The sequence below is a fragment of the Achromobacter sp. Root565 genome, assembly GCF_001427425.1.
GTDB classification, from domain to species: Bacteria; Pseudomonadota; Gammaproteobacteria; order Burkholderiales; family Burkholderiaceae_B; genus Achromobacter; species Achromobacter spanius_D.
On sequence record NZ_LMGO01000001.1, the window covers coordinates 2835580 to 2856072 of the forward strand.

The following is a 20493-nucleotide window of genomic DNA, read 5'->3' on the forward strand; positions in this document are numbered from 1 at the left end:
ATCACCCATCCCGCTGCGGGCTGTCCGGCTGGCATTCCCAGAAAATCCGGGCCGTGCATCCCGCGCAGATGTTCCGGTCCAGCTTGGCGTAGATCGCATGCAGCGCTGTCGCCTTATCCGGAAAGATGTGATCGGCGCCCAGCCGTTCCAGGAATCCGGTGCGGCGCCACATGTCCATCACCTCGGGCCGCGGCCGGTGAAAATACAGGTCGCCGCCCATCGCGCGCCGGGCCGCCAGTTCGTCGTCCCAGACCTGCGCACCGGCCAGGTCGATGAAATTCATGCTTTTGGCCATCACCAGCAGATGGCGCGGCGCGCCCGGCGCCGAGCGCAGGTCATGCAGCCGCTGCGCCACGTGTGCCGCCGCGCCGAAATAGACCGACCCCTCCATGCGCAGCAGCTTCAGTTGCGGGCACTCCGGCAACGCGTCCGGCTGATGCTCCAGTACGACGAAGCGGCGATCCAACCCGCGCGAGTCAAATCCCATCGTGCGCATCGCCGGCCGCGACGTGCGGTGCAGATACACCATGAGCGACAGCACGGTACCCAGCAGGATCGCCACTTCCATGCGAATGGCGATCGTGGCGGCCAGCGTCGCGCCGGCGATGGCGCATTCACCGGGCTGCGTGCGCAGCAGATGCCGCCAGCGCGGCACGTCCAGCAGCGTCCAGGCCACCAGCAGCAGCAATCCCGAAATGGCGGCATGCGGAATCAACGCCAGCAACGGCGCGGACACCACCACCAGCAGCATCAGGAGCAATGCCGAAAATACCGACGCCAGCGGCGTCTTCGCGCCGGCCTCGAAGTTGGGGATGGACCGATTGAGCGAACCGCAAGACAGATAACAGGAAAAGAACCCGCCAACCACGTTGGACAAGCCCTGCCCCACGAACTCGCGGTTCGCGTCGATGCGCTGCCCCGACCGCGACGCCACCGCCTTGGCAATGGAGATCGACTGCGCCAACGCCACGATGGTCAGCGCGAACGCCAGGCTCAGCAGATCGGGAAGCGCGCGCCAGTCCACGCTGGGCACGTGAAACGGCGGCCACGGCTGCGCGATGGCGCCCAGCACGGGAACCGGCGCGCTGCCGGGGGCCACGACCCACGTGTTGAACACCCATGCCGCGAATGTCCCCGCAGCCAGGCCGATCAGCATGTACGGCTTGCGCTTGTCCAGCCGGCGCGCCACCAAGGCCGTGACCAAGGTGGCCAGCGTCACCAGCAAGGCGCCCGGATGCACTTGGCCGAGATGCGTGGCAAGGCTTTCCAGCACCGCCCCCGCGCCGTGCGCCTCTGGCGACGGCAGGCCCAGCGCATCCTTCAACGCATGCACCGCGATCAGCACGGCCGCGCCGCTGGTAAAGCCAAACAACGCCGACGGCGATATGAAGTGGGCCAGCGACCCCAGCCGCAAGACGCCCACCAGCCACTGCATGACCCCGACCAGCACGGTCACGGCAAGCGCAAGCTGGATGTAAGCGGGGCTGCCCGCAGCCGCCAGCGGCGCCAGCACGGCAAAGAGCGCCAGCGAATTCGCATTCGTCGGCCCGGACATCACGTGGCGGCTGGAGCCAAACAATGCCGCCACCACACAGGGCACGATGGCCGAGTACAGGCCGTACTCCGGCGGCAGGCCCGCCAGCGTCGCAAACGCTACGCCCTGCGGCAGCACCAGCAACGCGCCCAGCAGGCCGGCAGCCAGATCGGCGCGCAGCGTCAGCCGGTTGACGTCATCCACCCACGAGCCGAAAAGCCGGCGCGCGACGTTCATTCCCCCCTGCATCATCCTGTCTTGTTCCCTGGGCATCGGCGCTCACGCCGGTCCGGCTAGGGTAAACGCTCGACCTTGACCATGCAACGCGGCGATCAGCGGATCAGCCCGCGTCGCCTCCACGGCGCGCCTTCATGGCCTGGCCGATCGCGGCCAGCGCATCGTCAGGAATCAGCCGCGCCGCCATCGGCAGCAACTCGTCCTCTTCGCGCCGGATATGCGCGTCGTAGGCCTCGGTGAAATCCTGGACCTGCTGCGCCGGCAATTGCGCCGGGCGCCCCGCCGCGATCTCGGACAGCGTCTCGCGCAAGGGTTCCCACAGGCCGGCCAGCCGCCGGTGATCGGCCATCAGGCTATCCACCAGCACGTGCAGGCACACCGCGTCCGATCCCGCCATGGAATCGATCAGGGCGGGGAATAGGTCCTCCTCCTCGTCTTCGTGGTGATGCGCGGCCGCAGTGTCGAAATACCGGCGCACGCTGGTGGCGGCGGTTTGCGCCGCGGCGTCGCTGCCATGCGCGGGCAGATGCGCCGCCAGCCGCGCCAGCGTGGCGCATTGGCGCGCGATGCGCCCGTGGCAGGCCGATAGCAGCGCCAGCGGATCGTCAGGGCCCGGCGCCGCCGCCGGGCCGCCTGGAAAGCTCACTGCCATCGCCCATCTCCGAATCGTGTTGCGTTATCCCTGCGTGCCGCGCCACCACAAGCGGATGGAGTCCCACGCGCGGCCGGCAATGCCCGCCTCGGCCACCGGTTCCAGCGCGACAACCGGGAAGTGCATGGCGGGCTTGCCGTCCACCGTCACCTGCAGTTCGCCCACCGTCGACTGCGCCGCAATCGGCGCGATCAGCGGCGCCTGCGGCGCCCAGACCGACTCGACCTTCGCGCCAGCCGGCACGGTCACGTACGCGTCGCGCGAGAAACCGACCTTCAGGCTGTCGGCCTCGCCCTTCCAGACTTCCGGCGTGGCCACGGCCTGACCGCGCGCGTACAGCTTGATGGTATTGAACCCCTGGAAGCCCCATTCCAGCAACTCGCGGCTTTCTTGCGTGCGCAGCTTGTCTGAGGCGGTGCCCACCACCACCGTGATCAGCCGGCGCTGATCGCTGCCATTGGGCCGCCGCGCCGTGGCGATGATGCAATAGCCCGCCGATTCCGTGTGGCCGGTCTTCAGCCCGTCCACGCTCGGATCCAGCCACAGCAGCCGGTTGCGGTTGGGCTGGGTGATCTTGTTGAAGGTGAACTGCCGCGCCGAATCGTAGGTCTTGTAGAGCTGCGGGAAGTCGCGGATGAAGCGCGTGGCCAGGATCGACAGGTCGCTCGCGGTGGAATACGTGTCCGGATCCGGCAGCCCATGCGGACTGGCGAAACGCGTGGCGTGAAGGCCCAGACGCGCGGCGGTGTCGTTCATGCGCGCGACAAAGGCTTCGACGCTGCCCGACACGGCCTCGGCCAGCGCCACCGCCGCGTCATTGCCCGACTGGATCATCAGGCCGCGCAGCAGGTCGTCCACGGACACCTTGGAGTTGGGCTCCAGGAACATCTTCGAACTACCCGCCGGCACTTTCCAGGCCCGCGTCGAGATCGTGACCAGCTGGTTCGCCGTCAGCTCTTTCTTTGTCAACGCATCGAACACGACGTAGGCCGTCATGATCTTGGTCAGGGACGCCGGCTCGATGCGCGTCGTGGCCGCGTGCGACGCAATGACCTGCCCGCTGGTCTCATCCAGCAGCAGCCACGCCTTGGCCGACAGCGCCGGCGCGGGCATCGATTGCGCCATGGCGCTGGATATACATGCGGTCGCGACGAGCAGGCTCGCCGCCAACTTCTTCATCAACATATAGCTGCTTCACTTCCATGTTCTGGTTTTCTTCGGGCGCGCGCGACCGCAAGGAAAAGGCCTGATTCCAGGGACTCTCCGTCTCTGCCTGCCGCGCGCGCCGCCCGCAATTGGAACATGCGCCGCAATATAGGTTCATCCGCGAGCCTCGCCACAGCGCCTGTCCGCACGCTTTCACAGCAATATCCACCGCACGCGCGGCTTGCGAATAACGCTCGCGAAATCGCCAACGAATGTCACGACATCTTGCGAAACCCCTTGCAGAAAGCACTTTTCTGCGTCGAAAACAACAAACAGTGGCTTAAAACCCGTTGGAAAGCCGCTTTTACCGCCACTCTTCCGCTATCATCGGGCGCGTAGCGTCAAATGCCGATATCCGGCACGCGCTGCTCCATGTCCTCAACATACGGATTTTGACCATGGCCACGAAAGCTAAAGCTCCTGCCAAGAAAGTCACCAAGACCGCCGTCAAGGCGCCCGCAAAGAAGGCAACTGCCGTCAAGCCCGCCGCCAAGCCCGCCGTGAAGCCGGCAGCCAAGAAGGTCGTCGCCGCCAAGAAGGTCGCTGCTGCCCCCAAGGCCATCAAGGCTGCACTGAACAAGACCCAGCTCATCGCCTACATCGTTGAGCAATCCGGCGTCGAAGCCAAGTCGGTCAAGGCCGTCCTGGCCAGCCTGGAAACCTCGGTGCTGGGTTCCGTGGACAAGAAGGGCGCTGGCGAATTCACGCTGCCCGGCCTGTTCAAGGTTGCCGTGCAAAAGGTTCCCGCCAAGGCCAAGCGCTTCGGCAAGGATCCGTTCACGGGTGAAGAGCGTTGGTTCCCCGCCAAGCCGGCTTCGGTCAAGGTGAAGGTTCGCCCGCTCAAGAAGCTGAAGGACGCCGCGCAGTAATTTCATTACGCGCAGTATCCGGTCAAGCCGGGAAGGGCCCGCCTCGCAAGAGGCGGGCCCTTCTTTTTGTGCGCGCACGCCGTGCAATCCGGCGCGCGCGCTATGCGTTGCGTCACCCGCGCTTTGCGTTGTGGTCGAGCCGCTGCTAGAATTTTGTCTTTACGTGAAGATACTTCACATTAAAACACTAGCCACTCAACATGAATGACCTCGTCGATCTCGTGATCTCGCAGTGGGCCAAGGAGTGCCCCTCGCAAGACTTCGCCGCCATGTCGGTCGTCGCGCGCCTCTTTCGCCTGAACGCCTTCGCGGCCCGCAACGTCAACCGCACCTTTCGCCAGTACAACCTGCATCAAGGCGAATTCGACGTGCTCGCGACGCTCTACCGCACCGGCGCCCCCCACGCCATGAATCCGCAAAAGCTCGTGGAAGCCCTGTTGCTGACTTCCGGCGCCATGACCAACCGCCTGGACAGGCTGGAACAGGCCGGGCTGCTCGTGCGCAATCCCAACCCCGATGACCGGCGCGGCGTGATCGTGTCGCTCACCACAGACGGGCTGCGCGTGATCAAGGTCGTGCTCAAGGAATACCTGACCGACCTGAATGAGTTGCTGGAGCCGCTGTCGGCGGCCGAGCGCCGCCAATTGGCGGGTCTTCTGAAAAAGCTGCTGCTCAAGCAGGATCAGGACACACCCGGCAGCGTCGGCGCGTAAGCCGCCGCTCCCGCTTCAACTTCAATTCCTTTTCCGCTTCAGATCAGTGACTTCCGCCGAACAATCCACCCCAACGCTCACCGCCCCCATCATCCTCCTGATGTCGGTGGCAACCGGCCTGGCCGTCGCCAGCAACTATTACGCGCAGCCCCTGCTGCACACCATCGGCCAGCAGTTCTCGATTTCGAACGCCGCCGCCGGCGCGATCGTCACCACCGCGCAGCTCAGCTACGCCGTGGGGCTGATGCTGCTGGTGCCGCTGGGCGACATGTTCGAGCGCCGTTCGCTGATCGTGCTGATGAACCTGCTGTCGGCGGGCGGCCTGCTGATTTCCGCCTTCTCCACCAGCATCTCGATGCTCATCATCGGCACCGCCCTGACCGGCATGCTGTCCGTCGTCGCCCAGATCCTCGTGCCGTTCGCCGCCACGCTGGCGGCGCCCCACGAGCGCGGCAAGGCCGTCGGCACGGTCATGAGCGGGCTGCTGCTGGGCATCCTGCTGGCCCGCACCGCGGCGGGCGCGCTGGCCGACGTGGGCAGCTGGCGTACCGTGTACTGGGTCGCCGCCATCCTGATGCTTTGCATGTCCGCCGTTTTGTGGCGCGTGCTGCCCCGCTACCAGAGCCCGACGGCAATGAGCTATCCGCAATTGCTGGGCTCCATCCTGCGCATGTTCGTCGAGGAACCCCTGTTCCGCGCCCGGTCGCTCATCGGCGGGCTGCTGTTCGCCGCCTTCAGCATGCTCTGGACGCCGCTGACCTTCCTCCTGGCCAGCCCGCCCTATGAATACAGCAACACCACCATTGGCCTGTTTGGCCTGGCGGGCGCCGCCGGGGCCTACGCCGCCAACCGTTTCGGGCGCCTTGCCGACCGCGGCCTGGGCAACCTCGCCACCCGCGTGGGCCTGCTGCTCCTCCTGGGTTCCTGGGGCCTGATGGCTTTCGGGCAGGTGTCGGTGCTTGCCCTGCTGGCCGGCATCCTGGTGCAGGATCTGGCGATCCAAGGTGTGCACGTCACCAACACCAGCTCCATCTACCGCCTGCGGCCCGAGGCGCGCAGCCGCCTGACCGCCGGTTACGTCACCTGCTACTTCATCGGCGGCGCATCGGGATCGCTGGTATCGTCCTGGCTGTACGCCCATTTCGGCTGGCCCGCGGTGGTGATCGCGGGCGCCGTCCTGGCGGCCTTCACGCTGGCTTATGGCGCGCTTGCGCCCAGTGCGCGCATCCCCGAAATGCCCTCGCCCCCTGCCAGCGCCTAGCACCTCCTATAATCAGGGGTTTTGACCGCCACCGCGCCCCGGCGCGATGGGGCGGCTCACCCCTTTATTGCCACCGCGCACGAGCCCATGCAGGAACGCTACCTCCCCACTACCGTCGAAGCGGCCGCCCAACAAGACTGGCAGGCCCGCGACGTCTATCTGGTCCACGAACACGCAAAGAACGCCGACGGCTCCGAAAAGCCCAAGTTCTACGCCTGCTCCATGCTGCCCTACCCCAGCGGCAAGCTGCACATGGGCCACGTGCGCAACTACACCATCAACGACATGATGGCCCGCCAGTTGCGCATGCGCGGCTACAACGTCCTGATGCCCATGGGCTGGGACGCCTTCGGCATGCCGGCGGAAAACGCCGCCATCAAGTCCAAGGTGCCGCCCGCCAAGTGGACCTACGACAACATCGCCTACATGAAGAAGCAGATGAAGGCGATGGGTCTGGCGATCGACTGGACGCGCGAAATGTGCGCCTGCGATCCGCAGTACTACAAGTGGAACCAGTGGCTGTTCCTGAAGATGCTCGAAAAGGGCGTGGCTTACCGCAAAACCCAGGTCGTCAACTGGGATCCGGTCGACCAGACCGTGCTGGCCAACGAACAGGTCATCGACGGCCGCGGCTGGCGGTCGGGCGCACTCGTCGAAAAGCGCGAGATCCCCGGTTACTACCTGCGCATCACCGACTACGCCGACGAGCTGCTGGGCGCCGTTCAGAACGACCTGCCCGGCTGGCCCGAGCGCGTGCGCCTGATGCAGGAAAACTGGATCGGCAAGTCCGAAGGCCTGCGCTTTGCCTTCCCGCACCAGATCGCCGGCCAGGACGGCCAGTTGATCCAGGACGGCAAGCTGTACGTCTTCACCACCCGCGCCGACACGATCATGGGCGTGACGTTCTGCGCCGTGGCGCCGGAGCACCCGCTCGCCACGCACGCCGCGGCCGGCAATGCCCCGCTGGCCGCGTTCATCGAACAATGCAAGCTCGGCGGCACCACCGAGGCCGAAATGGCCACGCGTGAAAAAGAAGGCATGCCCACGGGCCTGTTCGTCACGCATCCCATCACGGGCGCGCAGGTCGAGGTCTGGGTCGGCAACTACGTGCTCATGACCTACGGCGACGGCGCCGTCATGGGCGTGCCGTCGCACGACGAGCGCGACTTCGCCTTCGCCAAGAAATACAACCTGCCCATCGTGCAGGTCGTGGACGTGGCCGGCAAAGACTACTCCACCGACGCCTGGCAGGAATGGTACGGCGACAAGCAGTCGGGCCGCACCATCAATTCCGGCAAGTACGACGGCCTGTCCTACAAGGACGCCGTGGACGCCATCGCGGCCGACCTGGGCGAAAAGGGCCTGGGCGAAAAGCAGACCACCTGGCGCCTGCGCGACTGGGGCATCTCGCGCCAGCGCTACTGGGGCACCCCGATCCCCATCATCCACTGCGAAGACTGCGGCCCGGTGCCGGTCCCGGAAAAAGACCTGCCCGTGGTCCTGCCCGACGACCTCATCCCCGACGGCAGCGGCAATCCGCTGGCCAAGAACGAAGCCTTCCTGTCCTGCGCCTGCCCCAGCTGCGGCAAGCCCGCGCGCCGAGAAACGGACACCATGGACACGTTCGTGGACTCGTCCTGGTACTTCATGCGCTACACCTCGCCCGGCAACGACAACGCCATGGTCGATCAGCGCAATGACTACTGGATGCCGATGGACCAGTACATCGGCGGCATCGAGCACGCCGTGCTGCACCTCTTGTACGCGCGCTTCTGGACCAAGGTCATGCGCGACATGGGCCTGCTCAACTTCGACGAGCCCTTCACCAAGCTGCTGTGCCAGGGCATGGTGCTGAACCACATCTACTCGCGCAAGACGCCCCAGGGCGGCATCGAGTATTTCTGGCCCGAAGACGTCGACAACGTCTACGACGACCGCGGCGCCATCGTCGGCGCCAAGCTCAAGTCGGATGGCTCGGCCATCAATTACGGCGGCGTGGGCACGATGTCCAAGTCCAAGAACAACGGTGTCGATCCGCAATCGCTGATCGACACGCTGGGCGCCGACACGGCCCGCCTGTTCGTCATGTTCGCCAGCCCGCCCGAACAAACCCTCGAATGGTCCGACTCCGGCGTCGAAGGCTCCAACCGTTTCCTGCGCCGCCTCTGGTCCATCAGCTACGCGCGCCGCGAAGCCGTCGCCCGCGGCCTGGCCCAAGGCACGGACTGGACGCAGGCGCCCGCCGCCGTCAAGGATCTGCGCCGCGAAGTCTACGGGCTGCTCAAGCAGGCCGACTACGACTACCAGCGCATCCAGTACAACACCGTCGTGTCCGCCTGCATGAAGATGCTGAACGCCATTGACGACGCCAAGCTGCCGGAAGGCGCTGACGCCGATGCGGCCTATGCCGAAACCGTCGGCGTCCTGCTGCGTGTGCTGTACCCGGTCGTGCCGCACGTCACCTGGCACCTGTGGCAGGACCTGGGCTACGCCAAGGAACTCGGCGACCTGCTCGATGCGCCGTGGCCGCACGTGGACGAAGCCGCCCTCGTCGCCGACGAGATCGAGCTGATGTTGCAGGTCAACGGCAAACTGCGCGGCTCCATCCGCGTGGCCGCCAAGGCCCCCAAGGAAGACATCGAAAAACTGGCCGCCAGCCAGGAAGAGGTCGCCCGATTCCTGGAAGGCCGTCCGCCCAAGCGTGTCATCGTGGTTCCGGGCAAACTGGTCAACGTCGTAGGCTGATGAGGTCAAGCATGCACTTCGCCGGGCAACAATCGCAACTCTCCCGCCAAACCTGGCTGCTGCGCGGCGCCTGCCTGGCGCTGTTCATGCTGCTTTCCGCCTGCGGCTTCGCGCTGCGGGGCACCACCCCGATGCCGTTCGAGCGGCTGTACGTGGGCATCCCCGACACGACCCAGTTCGGCGCGGACCTGCGCCGCGCGCTGCGCGCGGCCTCGCCCAACACCAAGCTGGTGGACACGCGCAAGGAAGCGCAGGCCATCCTGCAGCAAGTCAGCGACACGCGCAGCCTGCGCGAGGTCTCGCTGAACGCGCAAGGCCGGGTTGAATCCTACGAACTTGGCATCAACTACACGTTCCGCCTGATCGACGCCAAGGGCCGCGCCCTGGTGCCCGACACCACGCTGTCCATCTACCGCGAAATGCCGTACGACGACCAGGTGGTGCAGGCCAAGCAGGGCCAGATCGAAACGCTGTACAAGGCAATGCAGCGCGATCTGGTCTCGCGCGTGCTGCGCCGCATCACTGCGCCAGACGTGCACAAGGCATTCGAAGCCGCCCAATCGGGCGTCGACGACGAAAACATGCCGCTGTTCGACCCCAACGAAGCACCACAACAGCGCGTGCCCACGCCCTGGCAGACGCCGTCCGTCACCGATCCGGCCATCGTCCGCTAGCCCATGGCACAGCCCCTGGACGCGGATCGGCTGGCCGAACACCTGCAGCGGCCTGGCAACCGGCTGGCGCCGCTGTACACGGTCTCCGGCGACGAACCGCTGCTGGTGACCGAAGCCGTCGACGCGTTGCGCGCCGCCGCGCGCAACGCTGGCTACACCGAACGCCTGTCCATGGTGATGGACGCGCGCAGCGACTGGAGCGCGGTCCTCGCCGCCACCCAGAGCGTGTCGCTGTTCGGTGACCGCCGCATCCTTGAAATCAAGATTCCCACCGGCAAGCCGGGCAAGTCTGGCGCCGACACCCTGACCAAGCTGGCCGAACAAGCCGAAAAGCAGCCCGAGGCCGACACCCTCGTGCTGATCGCCTTGCCACGCCTGGACAAGGCCACCCGCGAAAGCCGCTGGATGCAGGCGCTGGTGCGCGCCGGCATGGCCGTCGACATCGCCAACATCGAACGCGGCCGCCTGCCCGCCTGGGTCGGCATGCGCCTCGCGCGCCAGAACCAGCGCGCCGACAGCGCCACCCTGCAATGGATGGCGGACAAGGTCGAAGGCAACCTGCTGGCCGCCCACCAGGAAATCCAGAAGCTCGGCCTGCTCTACCCCGAGGGCCAGCTCGCCCCCGAGGACGTCGAACGCGCCGTACTGAACGTCGCCCGCTACGACGTCTTCGGCCTGCGCGACGCCATGCTGGCCGGCGACATCGGCCGCACCATCCGCATGATCGACGGCCTGCGCGCCGAAGGCGAAGCATTGCCGCTGGTGCTCTGGGCGGTCGGCGAAGAAATCCGCCTGCTCGCGCGCATCGCCGAGGCGCGCGCGCTGGGACAGGACGCGAACGGCCTCATGCGCCGCCTGCGCATCTTCGGCGCCCACGAACGCCTTGCGCTGCAGGCCCTGAACCGGGTCCAGCCCGGCGTCTGGCCCGCCGCCGTGCAGCACGCTCACGAAGTCGACCGCCTCATCAAGGGCCTCTCGGTGCCCGGCCGCCTCTCGGATCCCTGGGAAGAAATGACCCGGCTGGCCCTGCGCGTGGCCGCAGCCGGCGGACGACCGTGAAGGCGGCCTCGCCGCCGCCTTCGCCTCGTCCTCCTTGCGCTCCCCCTCCCGGTCCCCCGACCGGATCTCGCCCGGCCCGACAGCCGGATATACACTGAATCTCCAGGCGGCGCCCGCGCCGCCCCATCACATCATCGACGCCGCCATGTCCTCGTCCTCTATCGAACAAGCCATGCTCACCCTGGGCGAAAACGCCCGCCGCGCCTCGCGCGCCATGATGCGCGCCGACAGCGCGGCTAAAAACCAGGCGCTGATCGCCATGGCCGACGCGCTGGCCGCCAGCCACGACGAACTGAAGGCCGCCAACGAGAAAGACGTGGCCGCCGCCCGCGCCAATGGCCTGGAGCCCGCCCTGCTGGACCGCCTGACGCTGTCGGACAAGACATTGGCGCACATGGCCGAAGGCCTGCGCCAGATAGCCGCCCTGCCCGACCCGATCGGCAGCATCACCGCCACCTCCGTCCGGCCCAACGGCATGCGCGTCGCCCAGATGCGCGTGCCGCTGGGCGTGATCGGCATCATTTACGAATCGCGCCCCAACGTCACCATCGACGCCGCTGCCCTGTGCCTGAAATCCGGCAACGCCGCCATCCTGCGCGGCGGCAGCGAAGCCCTGCACTCGAACGTGGCGCTCGGCCGCATCGTGCAGATGGGACTGGCCGCCGCCGGCCTGCCGCAGGATGCGGTGCAGGTGGTCGCCACCGCCGACCGTGCGGCCGTGGGCGCGCTCATCACCATGACCGAACACATCGACGTGATCGTGCCGCGCGGCGGCAAGGGCCTCATCGCCCGCCTGTCCCAAGAAGCCCGAGTGCCGCTCATCAAGCACCTGGACGGCAACTGCCACATCTACATCGACGCCGCGGCAGATCCCGACAAGGCCCACGCCATTGCCCTGAACGCCAAGACCTACCGCTACGGCATCTGCGGCGCCATGGAGACGCTGCTGATCGACGCGGTGGCCGCCGTGTCCATCCTGCCCAGCCTGGCCGCAGCCTTCTCCGAACACGGCGTGGAACTGCGCGGCTGCCCGCGCACGCTGGCGCTGCTGCCGCACGCCACGCCCGCCACCGAGGAAGACTGGGCCACCGAATACCTGGCGCCCATCCTGGCCGTGCGCATCGTCGACACGCTGGACGACGCCATCGAACACATCGCACGCTACGGCTCGGGCCACACCGACGCCATCGTCACGCAAGACCTGTCGGCGGCCCAGCGCTTCCAGCGCGAGGTCGACTCCAGCTCTGTCTACGTCAACCTGCCGACCTGCTTTGCGGACGGCTTCGAATATGGCCTGGGCGCCGAGATCGGCATCTCCACGAACCGTCTGCATGCACGCGGCCCCGTGGGCCTGGAAGGCCTGACCACGCTCAAGTGGGTGCTGAACGGCGAAGGCCAGACCCGCGGCTGAAATGCCCCGCGCGCGCCCTGCCCCGCCGGGTGTGGCGCGCTGACGCAGCCCTGAACACGGGGCCGCGCCAAGCCCTCTACAATAGGGCCAGCTTTTTTGCCTGAATTCGTCCATCCCACGCGGCCCGGCCGCGCATCGTTGAGATCCCCATGCATTCACCCGTCATGGCCATGGCCTTCAGCCTTTTCGTGCTCTGTTTCATCACCTGCACGATCAGCGGCATCGTCCTGTTCTTCGTCAAGACCAAGCAAGTCAACGCCGCGCTCAAGCATCCCTACCTGCAGCACCGGCCGTTCAAGCAGTTTCCACTGGCGATCCAGGCCGCAATCATGCTGGATTATTTCTTCCGCCTGATGTTTCCGGGCACGCGCTTCTGGCTGGTCGGCAACGCCAATGACTTGCTATCCCACGTCGAACCCAAGAAGATTCCGCTTGCCCTGAAATGGCCGATCGTCGGTTTCTGGGGCTCGTGCTGGCTGGGCCTGATTGCCATGATCGTGTTGTGGATCATGCTGTTCCTTGGAGCCTGAACGCATGCAGATCAGATTTGAAGACTATCCCGGCAGCGTCGACGCGGCGCGCTTCCTGATCGCCGCGCGCCAGACCGGCATCGCCGGCCCGCGCCTGCCCGCCGAATGCCGCCCGCAGTCCCTGGGTCAGGCGTTCGCCGTGCAGCAGCGCACGGCCGAATTGCTGCGCGCCACCCGTCAGGACAGCATCGCCGCCTGGAAAAGCGCGCTGCCGTCACCGGAAAAAACCGTCGTGGCGCCCATTTACGCGTCAGGCACGGCGGACGCCGCGGCCGGTCCGGTCGCCAGCAGCACCGACGTCGTGCGCATCGAACCCGAAATCGCATTCCAGCTTGCCCGCGACCTGCCGCCGCGCGACACCCCTTACACCGAAGCCGAAATCGACGCCGCGGTGGGCGACGCTCGCCTCGCACTTGAAGTCCTGGGCTGTCGCTACGCGTCCCCCGAACATGCCAGCCTGCCCGAACTGCTGGCGGACCACATGTTCAATCAGGGGCTGGTGCTGGGCCCCCGCATCTCCTCGCCCGATGCGGCGCCCGGCTGCATGACCCTCACGCTGACGGTAGATGGCGTCGAGGTCGAGCAGCACGCCGGCATCCACCCCAACGACCGTCCCAAGGCCGGACTGTATTGGCTGGCCAATTTCCTGCGCGAGCAAGGGTTGGGTCTGACGGCCGGCCAGCACGTCATCACCGGTTCGTACGCGGGCTTTCTGGACGTGCCCGCGAACAAGGACGTCGAACTGGCGTATGGCGACCTGGGCGTGTTGAAGGTGCGCTTCGGCGGTTGAGACCGCGTTGCGCTGTTACCGAGGCGCCGGCTCCGCAATGCCGACCACCTCGCCCCCGGCCTCGATGATTTCGCCGGCCGCCAGGCACAGGTCCTCGCGGAACCGCCCCGCCACCACCTGCACGCCCACCGGACTCGGCCCCGCGCTGCTCATGGCGCTGCCCATGGCCACGGACAGTCCGGGCAGGCCCATGAACGGCAAGCCGATCTGGGTCATCTGCGCGCGCCAGACGCGCGCGTAGGCCGCGTCGCCCTGCAAGTCCAGGTTGTCGGGGAACGGCAATTCGGCCGACACCGGCAGCAGCAGCACCGGGTACTCAGCAAAAAACACCTCCCACAGGCGCGTGAGCGTCGCGCGGCGCGTCAGCACCGCCGAAAAGCTTGTCAGATCGGCGCTTGCCGCCTTGTCGCGCTGCCCCGCCAGCGCCACCAGCGCGCCTCGGTCGCCCTCTTTTTCCGCTGCCGCCACCATGGCGTCATAGCCGTCTGCCATCCACATGCGAACCTGCAGGTCGGCGGCCTCCTGCATCGGGGGTATGGCGTCCAGCGTATCGACCGACCAGCCTGCCTCGCTGAGCCGCCGCGCCGCTTCCTGCAACGCCTTCACGATGGCCGGATCGGTGTCCATGCCGTCGGGATTCAAACACAGCGCGGCCCGCTTCGGCACGTCCGGGCCGGTTAGCGGCGCGGGCACCCACCAGGGATCGCGCGGATCCGGCGCAGCCAGCGCGGCCAGGCCCAGCCGCACATCGGCAATGGTGCGCCCCAACGGCCCGGACACCGCCGTGATCTGCCCGCCGATCGAGCGCTCCGGCAGCGCGGCGTTATACGCCGCCACCCGGCCCAGCGACGGACGCAGGCCATGCACGCCGCACGCGTACGCCGGATAACGGATCGAGCCGGCGATATCCGTCCCATGCGCCAGATGCCCGATACCGGCCGCCACCGCGGACGCGGCGCCGCCGGACGAGCCGCCGGGCGTCAACGCCGGATTGCGGGGATTGCGCGTGTCGCCATGCAGCGCGTTGCCGGTAAACCAGCGCAGCGAAAACGCCGGCGTATTGGTGCGGCCCACGATCACCGCGCCGGCGCGCCGCAAGTTGTCGACGACGGGGCTATTGCGCTCGGCGATCAGGTCCTTCTGCAAGCGCACGCCGTTGGTCGTGGCAAAGCCCGCCTGATCCACATTGACCTTCACGGTGACGGGCACGCCCGCCAACGGGCCGGGATCTTCTCCGCGTGCAAGCGCCGCGTCCACGTCGGCCGCCTGCGCCAGCACGTCTTCGGGCCGGTGATCCACCACCGCATTGATCGCGGGGTTGACGGCATCGAGCCGTTGCAGCGCGCTTTGCGCGGCCTGCACGGCGGACACTTCACGCTTGCGGACAAGGGCGGCAAGCTCAACTGCGGACAAACGCCAAAGATCGGACACGCGCAACTCCTGAGGTCATGGTTATCCTGCGGGCCAGCAAACCTTAGCGCCAGTCACGCCGCGCCACAACCCTCGGCTTACCGCTAATTGCTCTCTTCAAACACGTCGACAATCGCGTCCGCCACCGCCCGCACGCGCGCCGTTCGGTTCAGGTCGCCGTGCATCACCAGCCACAGGTCATAGGCCTCGCTGCGCGTGGGCCAGATCCGAACCAGTTCAGGATGATCCGGCGCCATATGGGTCGGCAGCTCGCCGATGCCCAGTCCCGCCACCACAGCGTCGATGATCATCAGCCCGGAATTGACCTCGACGCCGATGCGGCCGTTGCGGGTGGGCTCGCCGCATAGCGAATCCGACCAGCCGGGCAGGACGGCCTGCTGATACGCGATCAAGGCATGGCCCGCGAAGGCAGTCCCGGGCTTGGGTTCACCATGCGCCTCCAGGTAAGCCCGCGACGCGTACAGGCCCACCTCCTTGCGCGCCAGATGGCGATGGATCAGATCGGGGTTGTCGGGCTTGATATTGCGGATGGCCAGATCCGCCTCACGGCGCGTCAGATTGCTGATTTGAATACCGGTGGACAGCACCACGCGGATATCCGGATGCTCGGCATGGACCCGCTTGATGGCCTCCATGATGAAGTAGCGGGCCACCGTTTCCGAGGTCGCGACACGGACCACCCCGGAAAGCCGGTGATCCAGCCCCTGCATCTGGCGCTGAAGCTGATCCGCCGCCTGTTCCATGCGCTCGGCAGCGGCAAAGGCCAGTTCGCCCGCTGCGGTCGGCACATAGCCGCTGGGCGTGCGCAGGAACAGCCGCGCATCCAGCGATGCCTCCAATGCCGCCAGACGCCGGCCGGCGGTGGCCTGGTCGATCTGCAGCACCGCCGCCGCGCCGCGCAGCGTTCCCACGCGGTAAATCGCAAGAAATATCCGTGCGTTGTCCCAGTCCATTCCACGTCCGTGATGCAGTTTTGCATGACTATAAAGCAGAAATTCGGCTTTTTTGCATCACCAAGACGTCTTAAGCTTTGCACCCTCCGCGCGCTGCGCAATCAGAAAGAAGCTTGCCATGTCCACCGCCTGCCGCCCCGTCGCCTCAATGGACGCGCCGCCCGCTCCCGCCACGGGATGGGTGCCTTTGGTCACCCTGGCCGTCGGATTCGTCATGGCCATGCTCGACGTGACGGTGGTCAACGTCGCGATCCCCAGCATCGCGCTCCAGTTCACGGTGCCGCTCACGGACCTCGTCTGGATCGTCGACGGCTACACGCTGACGTTCGCCGCGTTGCTGCTGATTGCTGGCGCGCTGGCCGACCGCTACGGCGCCAAGACCCTCTATCTGACGGGGCTGGGCGTGTTCACCGCCGCGTCCCTGCTATGCGGACTGGCGCCAAACGCCGACATGTTGATCGCGGCGCGGATGCTGCAGGGCGTTGGCGCGGCGCTCTTCATGCCAAGCTCGCTCAGCCTGCTCACGCACGCCTATGCCGACGAAAACGTGCGCAATCGCATGCTGGCCGCATGGTCAGCGATTGTGGCCGTCGCCGGCGCATCCGGACCGTTGCTGGGCGGCGCACTGATTCACCAATTTGGCTGGCGCGGCATCTTCCTCATCAACATCCCGCTGGGCCTGGCCGGCCTGTGGCTCGCCCGACGCCGCATCGCGGCCGCACCCCGGCGACCGCGCGCGCTCAACCCCTTGAGCCACCTGCTCGGCATCGTCGCGCTGTCTTCCTTGTGCTTCGTGCTGATCCAGGGCAACGCGTATGGCTGGACCTCCCCGCTGATCGTCGTCACGGCGCTGCTGAGCCTGGCCACCATGGCGCTGCTCGTGCAACGCGAACGTCGGCACGCCCAGCCCATCATCCCGCGCGCCCTCTTCGCCACCCATCAATTCGCCGCGGCCAACGGCGTGGGCTTCCTTATCAACCTCGCGTCGTATGGCCAGCTGTTCCTGCTGAGCCTGTTTTTGCAGCACGCGCGCGGCGCCGACGCATTGCAGACCGGCATCGAACTCGTGCCGATGCTGGCGGTGTTCTCCATCGGCAATCTCATCTCGGGCCGCGTGTCGTCGCGGTGGAGCGTGTCGGCCTCTCTGCTCGCCGGCGTCTCGCTCGCGGCGGTGATGAGCGCCATCGGCATCGCCACCTTCACGCCCGGCGTCGCCTACTGGCCGTTCGCCGTTGTCGTCGCGCTGGCCAACCTGGGCGTCGGCATCGCGGTGCCTGCGATGACCAGCATCGTCATGCAGGTCTCCGGCAGCCAGCACGCCAACAGCGCGGCGGCGGCCCTGAACGCCAACCGCCAATCCGGCGCGCTGGTCGGCGTCGCGGTCATGGGCACGATCCTGCATCTCTTGCCGGACTGGCACGCCAGCCTGCCCGCGGCCTACTGTGTGATCACGGTCAGCTACGTCATCACCGTCGTACTGGCGATGCGCTACCTGCGTCGCGCCCGCAACGCCTGAGCGCGCAGCCGGCGCTCCCTTCAACCGGTCGCCAGAATCGCGACGCCACGGCCAGCGTAGAACCTGTTGAAATCAGCCAGCGGAAGTTCGACATCCGCTTGCGACCCCGGCTCACCCGACGGGTTATGAAACGTCACGGACTCGGGCGTGGCGCGCGTCACCAGCACCAGATGTCCACCCTGTTTCGGCGGCTCCCTGTCGGGCCATCGGATCCAAGGGTGGACCGACGCCATGAAGTATTCCGATTGCGCCATCAGACCCGGCAGGTCCGACGCGGGCAGATCGACGCGCACCTGCGCACGCAGGCCGAAAACGTCGGCGACGTATCGCACGAACGGCGCATAGATCAGCCCCTTGATGTTCCCGTCCGGCTCCTCGATATACGCGCCATACGGCAAGCTGCCGCGGGCGAGCGTCAAGGTCGGATGGATGCGCCCCGTCCGCGCCGCCAGCACCATCTTCAAACACGCCATGCCGCAGACATGACTGGCCCAGCGCACATACTCGTCCAGATCCCGCGCACCGGAATCGCGCCATGCGGGATCATGCGCGAGGTCCAGCTCCTTGCGAATGATCTCGCCCGCCCGATGCGCGGACTCCCATTGGCAGAAATACGGAACGGACACACGCGCGGGCGTCGGACTCATGCAAGGCTCCCGGGGATTCGGAAAAGTCCTAATCTTGCCGCCGACGAGCCCGCGTGGCAACGGCCCCGGCTTTGCTTCACAATGAAGCAAACTCAACAACGGAGACCAGCATGTCCAGCCTTGCGCCGTCCAGTCCTGCTTCGTCCGGTTCTGCGCCGTCCAGTCCTGCATCGTCAGCCCCCGGCCCGATCCGCCGCGTCGCCATCATCGGCGCCGGCACCATCGGCGCCAGTTGGGCAGCGCTGTTTCTCGCGCACGGGCTGGAGGTCGTCGTCAGCGATCCCGGTCCGAATGCACAGGCCCAAACCATTGCCCGCGTGCAGGCGGCGTGGCCGGTCCTGGCCGAACTTGGCCACGTGCGCCACGGCGCCACCGCCGACGCGTTGCGCTTCGAGCCCGACCTGGAAGCGGCCTTGGCTGGCGTCGACTTCGTGCAGGAAAACGCGCCCGAGCGCGAAGATTTCAAGACCGACCTCTTCGCCCGCATCGACGCCGTCCTGCCTCCCCACGTCATCGTCGCCTCCAGTTCGTCCGGGCTCATCATGAGCCGCCTGCAATCGCGCTGCCGCCATCCCCAACGCTTCGTGATCGGCCACCCTTTCAATCCGCCGCACCTCATTCCGCTGGTCGAGGTCGTCGGCGGCGACCAGACCGGCCCCGAAACCATGGACCGCGCCATCGACTTCTACCGCAGCATGGGCAAACACCCCATCCGCCTGAACAAGGAAGTCCCCGGCCACATCGCCAATCGCCTGCAAGCCGCGCTGTGGCGCGAGGCCATCCACCTCGCCGCTGAAAACGTCGCCAGCGTCGCGGACATCGACGCCGCCGTATCCCAGGGCCCCGGCCTGCGCTGGGCCCTCTTCGGCCCGCACATGACCTTCAACCTGGGTGGCGGCGAAGGCGGCCTCGCGCACTTCATGCACCACCTGCTCGGCCCCGTGCAAACCTGGTGGGACGACCTCGGCACCCCCGAAGTCACGCCGGCGCTGCAACAACGCCTGATCGAAGGCGTCAATGCCGAAGCCGGCCACCAAAGCATCGCCGACCTAGTCGAAACCCGCGACGCGCAACTCACCGCGTTGATCAAGGTGCTGCACCGGTAACGCCCTCAGAGAGCGAAGCCGGGGCATCCGACGCTTGGCGCAGGTCCGAAACTTGCTCCGATCCTGAGTACCGGGTCATGCGACAGGCGCCGGATCGTCAGACAGGCACCCGCCCTCGGCAAGAAGTGCGCTCTACATCCGACCGTCTTCGTCATCAACGAAGGAGTTTTCTCGAATGATTTCTGTAATTCACGACACCGATCATTCCCGCTTCACCGCTACCGTCGACGGCGTACTCTGCGTCCTCGACTATCAACTCCAGAACGGCGCCATGGCCATCACGCACACGGGCGTGCCCAGTGCGGTCGGCGGCCGAGGCATCGCCGCCGAATTGACCCGTCAGGCGCTGCTCACCGCACGCGAGAACGGCTGGAAGGTCCGTCCCTACTGCTCCTACGCCGACGCCTACATTCGACGCCATCCCGAATACACTGATCTATTGGCGTGATCCGCTCTCGCGATTTCTGGGTACGATTCATCTGGCCGATACATCTCCCCGATGCCTCGGCTCGAGTCGTTTGCCTGATTCTTGTGCCCGCTGCGATTGCCTGATTCGTGTGCTCGATTCTTGTGCGCGATCCGTCTGCCCGGTCCGGCCGCCTGATGACGCTACCTGACCGAGTGCCGCGATGTGTCGCCCGATCTCTCGCCTGATCTGTTCACTGACTTCAATTGCCCCCGCCGTGCCGAAGCAATCAACCTCTTCCAAAACACCCTGCCCCTGCGGCAGCCCCCGTTCCTATCCCGAATGCTGCGGCCGCTGGCACGACGGCCCGCAATCGCTGCAAGCCCCGACAGCCGAAGCCCTCATGCGCTCGCGATACAGCGCCTTCGTGCTCGACAAGCTGCCCTACCTGCTGGCCACGTGGCATCCCACCACGCGCCCGGCGTCGCTAGAGCCCAACCCGCCCGGTTTGAAATGGCTTGGCCTGCAGATCAAGGCCGCAGCCGACCAGGACGCCGAACACGCCACCGTCGAATTCGTGGCCAGAAGCCGCCTGGACGGCCGCGCCAGCCGCATGCACGAGACCAGCCGCTTCCTGCGCGAGAACGGACAATGGTTCTACCTCGACGGCGACGTGCGCTAACCACCCATACCCAACGTTGATGTCCACCAAAGGGGTGTCGCGTGTCCAAACCGGCAATGCCCGAATGCCTA

Annotated in this window: 19 protein-coding genes; 13 read left to right on the plus strand and 6 right to left on the minus strand. The window is 66.6% G+C overall.

The annotated features are described in order from the left end of the window. Position 1 precedes the first annotated feature (1 nt). From ASD71_RS12675 to ASD71_RS12685, 3 genes are all read right to left on the minus strand, one after another. The gene (locus ASD71_RS12675) at positions 2-1771 is read right to left on the minus strand and encodes a SulP family inorganic anion transporter (RefSeq protein WP_056564087.1); all 1770 of its coding nucleotides are present in this window, start codon (positions 1769-1771) and stop codon (positions 2-4) included. 103 nt (positions 1772-1874) lie between these two features. Beyond that, positions 1875-2423 carry a hemerythrin domain-containing protein gene (locus ASD71_RS12680; protein ID WP_056564088.1) on the minus strand — a complete coding sequence of 183 codons (549 nt, stop codon included), beginning with the start codon at positions 2421-2423 and terminating at the stop codon, positions 1875-1877. Positions 2424-2447: 24 nt separating this feature from the next. After that, positions 2448-3608 carry a D-alanyl-D-alanine carboxypeptidase family protein gene (locus tag ASD71_RS12685; protein WP_082578886.1) on the minus strand — a complete coding sequence of 387 codons (1161 nt, stop codon included), beginning with the start codon at positions 3606-3608 and terminating at the stop codon, positions 2448-2450. Between the two features lie 419 nt (positions 3609-4027). Here ASD71_RS12685 and ASD71_RS12690 point away from each other — a divergent pair, with 419 nt between their 5' ends. From ASD71_RS12690 to ASD71_RS12730, 9 genes are all read left to right on the plus strand, one after another. Next, a complete protein-coding gene (locus tag ASD71_RS12690; protein WP_056564090.1) occupies positions 4028-4498 on the plus strand; it encodes an HU family DNA-binding protein in 471 nt (156 codons plus the stop codon). Between the two features lie 200 nt (positions 4499-4698). Further along, positions 4699-5211 (plus strand): MarR family winged helix-turn-helix transcriptional regulator, encoded by a 513-nt coding sequence (locus ASD71_RS12695; RefSeq protein ID WP_056564111.1) that lies wholly within the window; start codon positions 4699-4701, stop codon positions 5209-5211. 100 nt (positions 5212-5311) lie between these two features. After that, a complete protein-coding gene (locus ASD71_RS12700) occupies positions 5312-6472 on the plus strand; it encodes an MFS transporter (RefSeq protein ID WP_056564112.1) in 1161 nt (386 codons plus the stop codon). Positions 6473-6559: 87 nt separating this feature from the next. Further along, positions 6560-9217, plus strand: coding sequence for a leucine--tRNA ligase (gene leuS, locus ASD71_RS12705; RefSeq protein WP_056564114.1), 2658 nt, complete (start codon positions 6560-6562; stop codon positions 9215-9217). Positions 9218-9228: 11 nt separating this feature from the next. Further along, complete coding sequence (gene lptE, locus ASD71_RS12710; protein ID WP_056564117.1) at positions 9229-9891, plus strand: LPS assembly lipoprotein LptE; 663 nt, start codon at positions 9229-9231, stop codon at positions 9889-9891. A 3-nt stretch (positions 9892-9894) separates the two neighbouring features. After that, positions 9895-10950 carry a DNA polymerase III subunit delta gene (gene holA / locus ASD71_RS12715; RefSeq protein ID WP_056564119.1) on the plus strand — a complete coding sequence of 352 codons (1056 nt, stop codon included), beginning with the start codon at positions 9895-9897 and terminating at the stop codon, positions 10948-10950. Positions 10951-11095: 145 nt separating this feature from the next. Beyond that, complete coding sequence (locus ASD71_RS12720) at positions 11096-12361, plus strand: glutamate-5-semialdehyde dehydrogenase (protein ID WP_056564122.1); 1266 nt, start codon at positions 11096-11098, stop codon at positions 12359-12361. A 149-nt stretch (positions 12362-12510) separates the two neighbouring features. Then, complete coding sequence (locus ASD71_RS12725) at positions 12511-12891, plus strand: hypothetical protein (RefSeq protein ID WP_200949391.1); 381 nt, start codon at positions 12511-12513, stop codon at positions 12889-12891. 4 nt (positions 12892-12895) lie between these two features. After that, positions 12896-13681: a 2-keto-4-pentenoate hydratase gene (locus tag ASD71_RS12730; RefSeq protein ID WP_056564125.1), complete on the plus strand. Its 786-nt coding sequence runs from the start codon at positions 12896-12898 to the stop codon at positions 13679-13681. A gap of 15 nt (positions 13682-13696) precedes the next feature. Here ASD71_RS12730 and ASD71_RS12735 read toward each other — a convergent pair whose 3' ends face one another. Together ASD71_RS12735 and ASD71_RS12740 are read right to left on the minus strand one after the other, a co-directional pair. Beyond that, positions 13697-15112, minus strand: a complete 1416-nt coding sequence (locus ASD71_RS12735; RefSeq protein ID WP_056564135.1) for an amidase family protein — start codon at positions 15110-15112, stop codon at positions 13697-13699. Between the two features lie 83 nt (positions 15113-15195). Next, positions 15196-16065 (minus strand): LysR family transcriptional regulator, encoded by an 870-nt coding sequence (locus tag ASD71_RS12740; RefSeq protein WP_056564138.1) that lies wholly within the window; start codon positions 16063-16065, stop codon positions 15196-15198. 118 nt (positions 16066-16183) lie between these two features. On the opposite strand from ASD71_RS12740, the gene ASD71_RS12745 reads away from it, so the two are divergent. Beyond that, on the plus strand, positions 16184-17581 hold the full coding sequence (locus ASD71_RS12745; protein WP_056564141.1) for a DHA2 family efflux MFS transporter permease subunit: 1398 nt from the start codon (positions 16184-16186) through the stop codon (positions 17579-17581). Between the two features lie 20 nt (positions 17582-17601). On the opposite strand, the gene ASD71_RS12750 is transcribed toward ASD71_RS12745, so the two are convergent. After that, on the minus strand, positions 17602-18228 hold the full coding sequence (locus tag ASD71_RS12750) for a hypothetical protein (protein ID WP_056564142.1): 627 nt from the start codon (positions 18226-18228) through the stop codon (positions 17602-17604). Between the two features lie 110 nt (positions 18229-18338). Between ASD71_RS12750 and ASD71_RS12755 the strand changes: the two genes are divergently transcribed. The 3 genes from ASD71_RS12755 (at position 18339) to ASD71_RS12765 (ending at position 20422) form a co-directional block, all read left to right on the plus strand. After that, a complete protein-coding gene (locus tag ASD71_RS12755) occupies positions 18339-19334 on the plus strand; it encodes a 3-hydroxyacyl-CoA dehydrogenase NAD-binding domain-containing protein (protein WP_156395139.1) in 996 nt (331 codons plus the stop codon). Positions 19335-19509: 175 nt separating this feature from the next. Beyond that, positions 19510-19782, plus strand: coding sequence for a GNAT family N-acetyltransferase (locus ASD71_RS12760; protein ID WP_056564158.1), 273 nt, complete (start codon positions 19510-19512; stop codon positions 19780-19782). Positions 19783-19963: 181 nt separating this feature from the next. Beyond that, a complete protein-coding gene (locus ASD71_RS12765) occupies positions 19964-20422 on the plus strand; it encodes a YchJ family metal-binding protein (RefSeq protein ID WP_162253558.1) in 459 nt (152 codons plus the stop codon). The last annotated feature ends 71 nt before the right edge of the window (positions 20423-20493 follow it).

Bases quoted from the DNA above. Each gene is read 5' to 3' on its own strand.
- ASD71_RS12675 (WP_056564087.1), bottom strand. From the start codon at position 1,771: ATGAACGTCGCGCGCCGGCTTTTCGGCTCGTGGGTGGATGACGTCAAC.
- ASD71_RS12740 (WP_056564138.1), bottom strand. From the start codon at position 16,065: ATGGACTGGGACAACGCACGGATATTTCTTGCGATTTACCGCGTGGGA.
- ASD71_RS12680 (WP_056564088.1), bottom strand. From the start codon at position 2,423: ATGGCAGTGAGCTTTCCAGGCGGCCCGGCGGCGGCGCCGGGCCCTGAC.
- ASD71_RS12745 (WP_056564141.1), top strand. From the start codon at position 16,184: ATGTCCACCGCCTGCCGCCCCGTCGCCTCAATGGACGCGCCGCCCGCT.
- ASD71_RS12720 (WP_056564122.1), top strand. From the start codon at position 11,096: ATGTCCTCGTCCTCTATCGAACAAGCCATGCTCACCCTGGGCGAAAAC.
- ASD71_RS12700 (WP_056564112.1), top strand. From the start codon at position 5,312: ATGTCGGTGGCAACCGGCCTGGCCGTCGCCAGCAACTATTACGCGCAG.
- leuS (WP_056564114.1), top strand. From the start codon at position 6,560: ATGCAGGAACGCTACCTCCCCACTACCGTCGAAGCGGCCGCCCAACAA.
- ASD71_RS12755 (WP_156395139.1), top strand. From the start codon at position 18,339: ATGTCCAGCCTTGCGCCGTCCAGTCCTGCTTCGTCCGGTTCTGCGCCG.
- lptE (WP_056564117.1), top strand. From the start codon at position 9,229: ATGCACTTCGCCGGGCAACAATCGCAACTCTCCCGCCAAACCTGGCTG.
- ASD71_RS12750 (WP_056564142.1), bottom strand. From the start codon at position 18,228: ATGAGTCCGACGCCCGCGCGTGTGTCCGTTCCGTATTTCTGCCAATGG.
- holA (WP_056564119.1), top strand. From the start codon at position 9,895: ATGGCACAGCCCCTGGACGCGGATCGGCTGGCCGAACACCTGCAGCGG.
- ASD71_RS12695 (WP_056564111.1), top strand. From the start codon at position 4,699: ATGAATGACCTCGTCGATCTCGTGATCTCGCAGTGGGCCAAGGAGTGC.
- ASD71_RS12685 (WP_082578886.1), bottom strand. From the start codon at position 3,608: ATGTTGATGAAGAAGTTGGCGGCGAGCCTGCTCGTCGCGACCGCATGT.
- ASD71_RS12730 (WP_056564125.1), top strand. From the start codon at position 12,896: ATGCAGATCAGATTTGAAGACTATCCCGGCAGCGTCGACGCGGCGCGC.
- ASD71_RS12725 (WP_200949391.1), top strand. From the start codon at position 12,511: ATGCATTCACCCGTCATGGCCATGGCCTTCAGCCTTTTCGTGCTCTGT.
- ASD71_RS12765 (WP_162253558.1), top strand. From the start codon at position 19,964: ATGTGTCGCCCGATCTCTCGCCTGATCTGTTCACTGACTTCAATTGCC.
- ASD71_RS12760 (WP_056564158.1), top strand. From the start codon at position 19,510: ATGATTTCTGTAATTCACGACACCGATCATTCCCGCTTCACCGCTACC.
- ASD71_RS12690 (WP_056564090.1), top strand. From the start codon at position 4,028: ATGGCCACGAAAGCTAAAGCTCCTGCCAAGAAAGTCACCAAGACCGCC.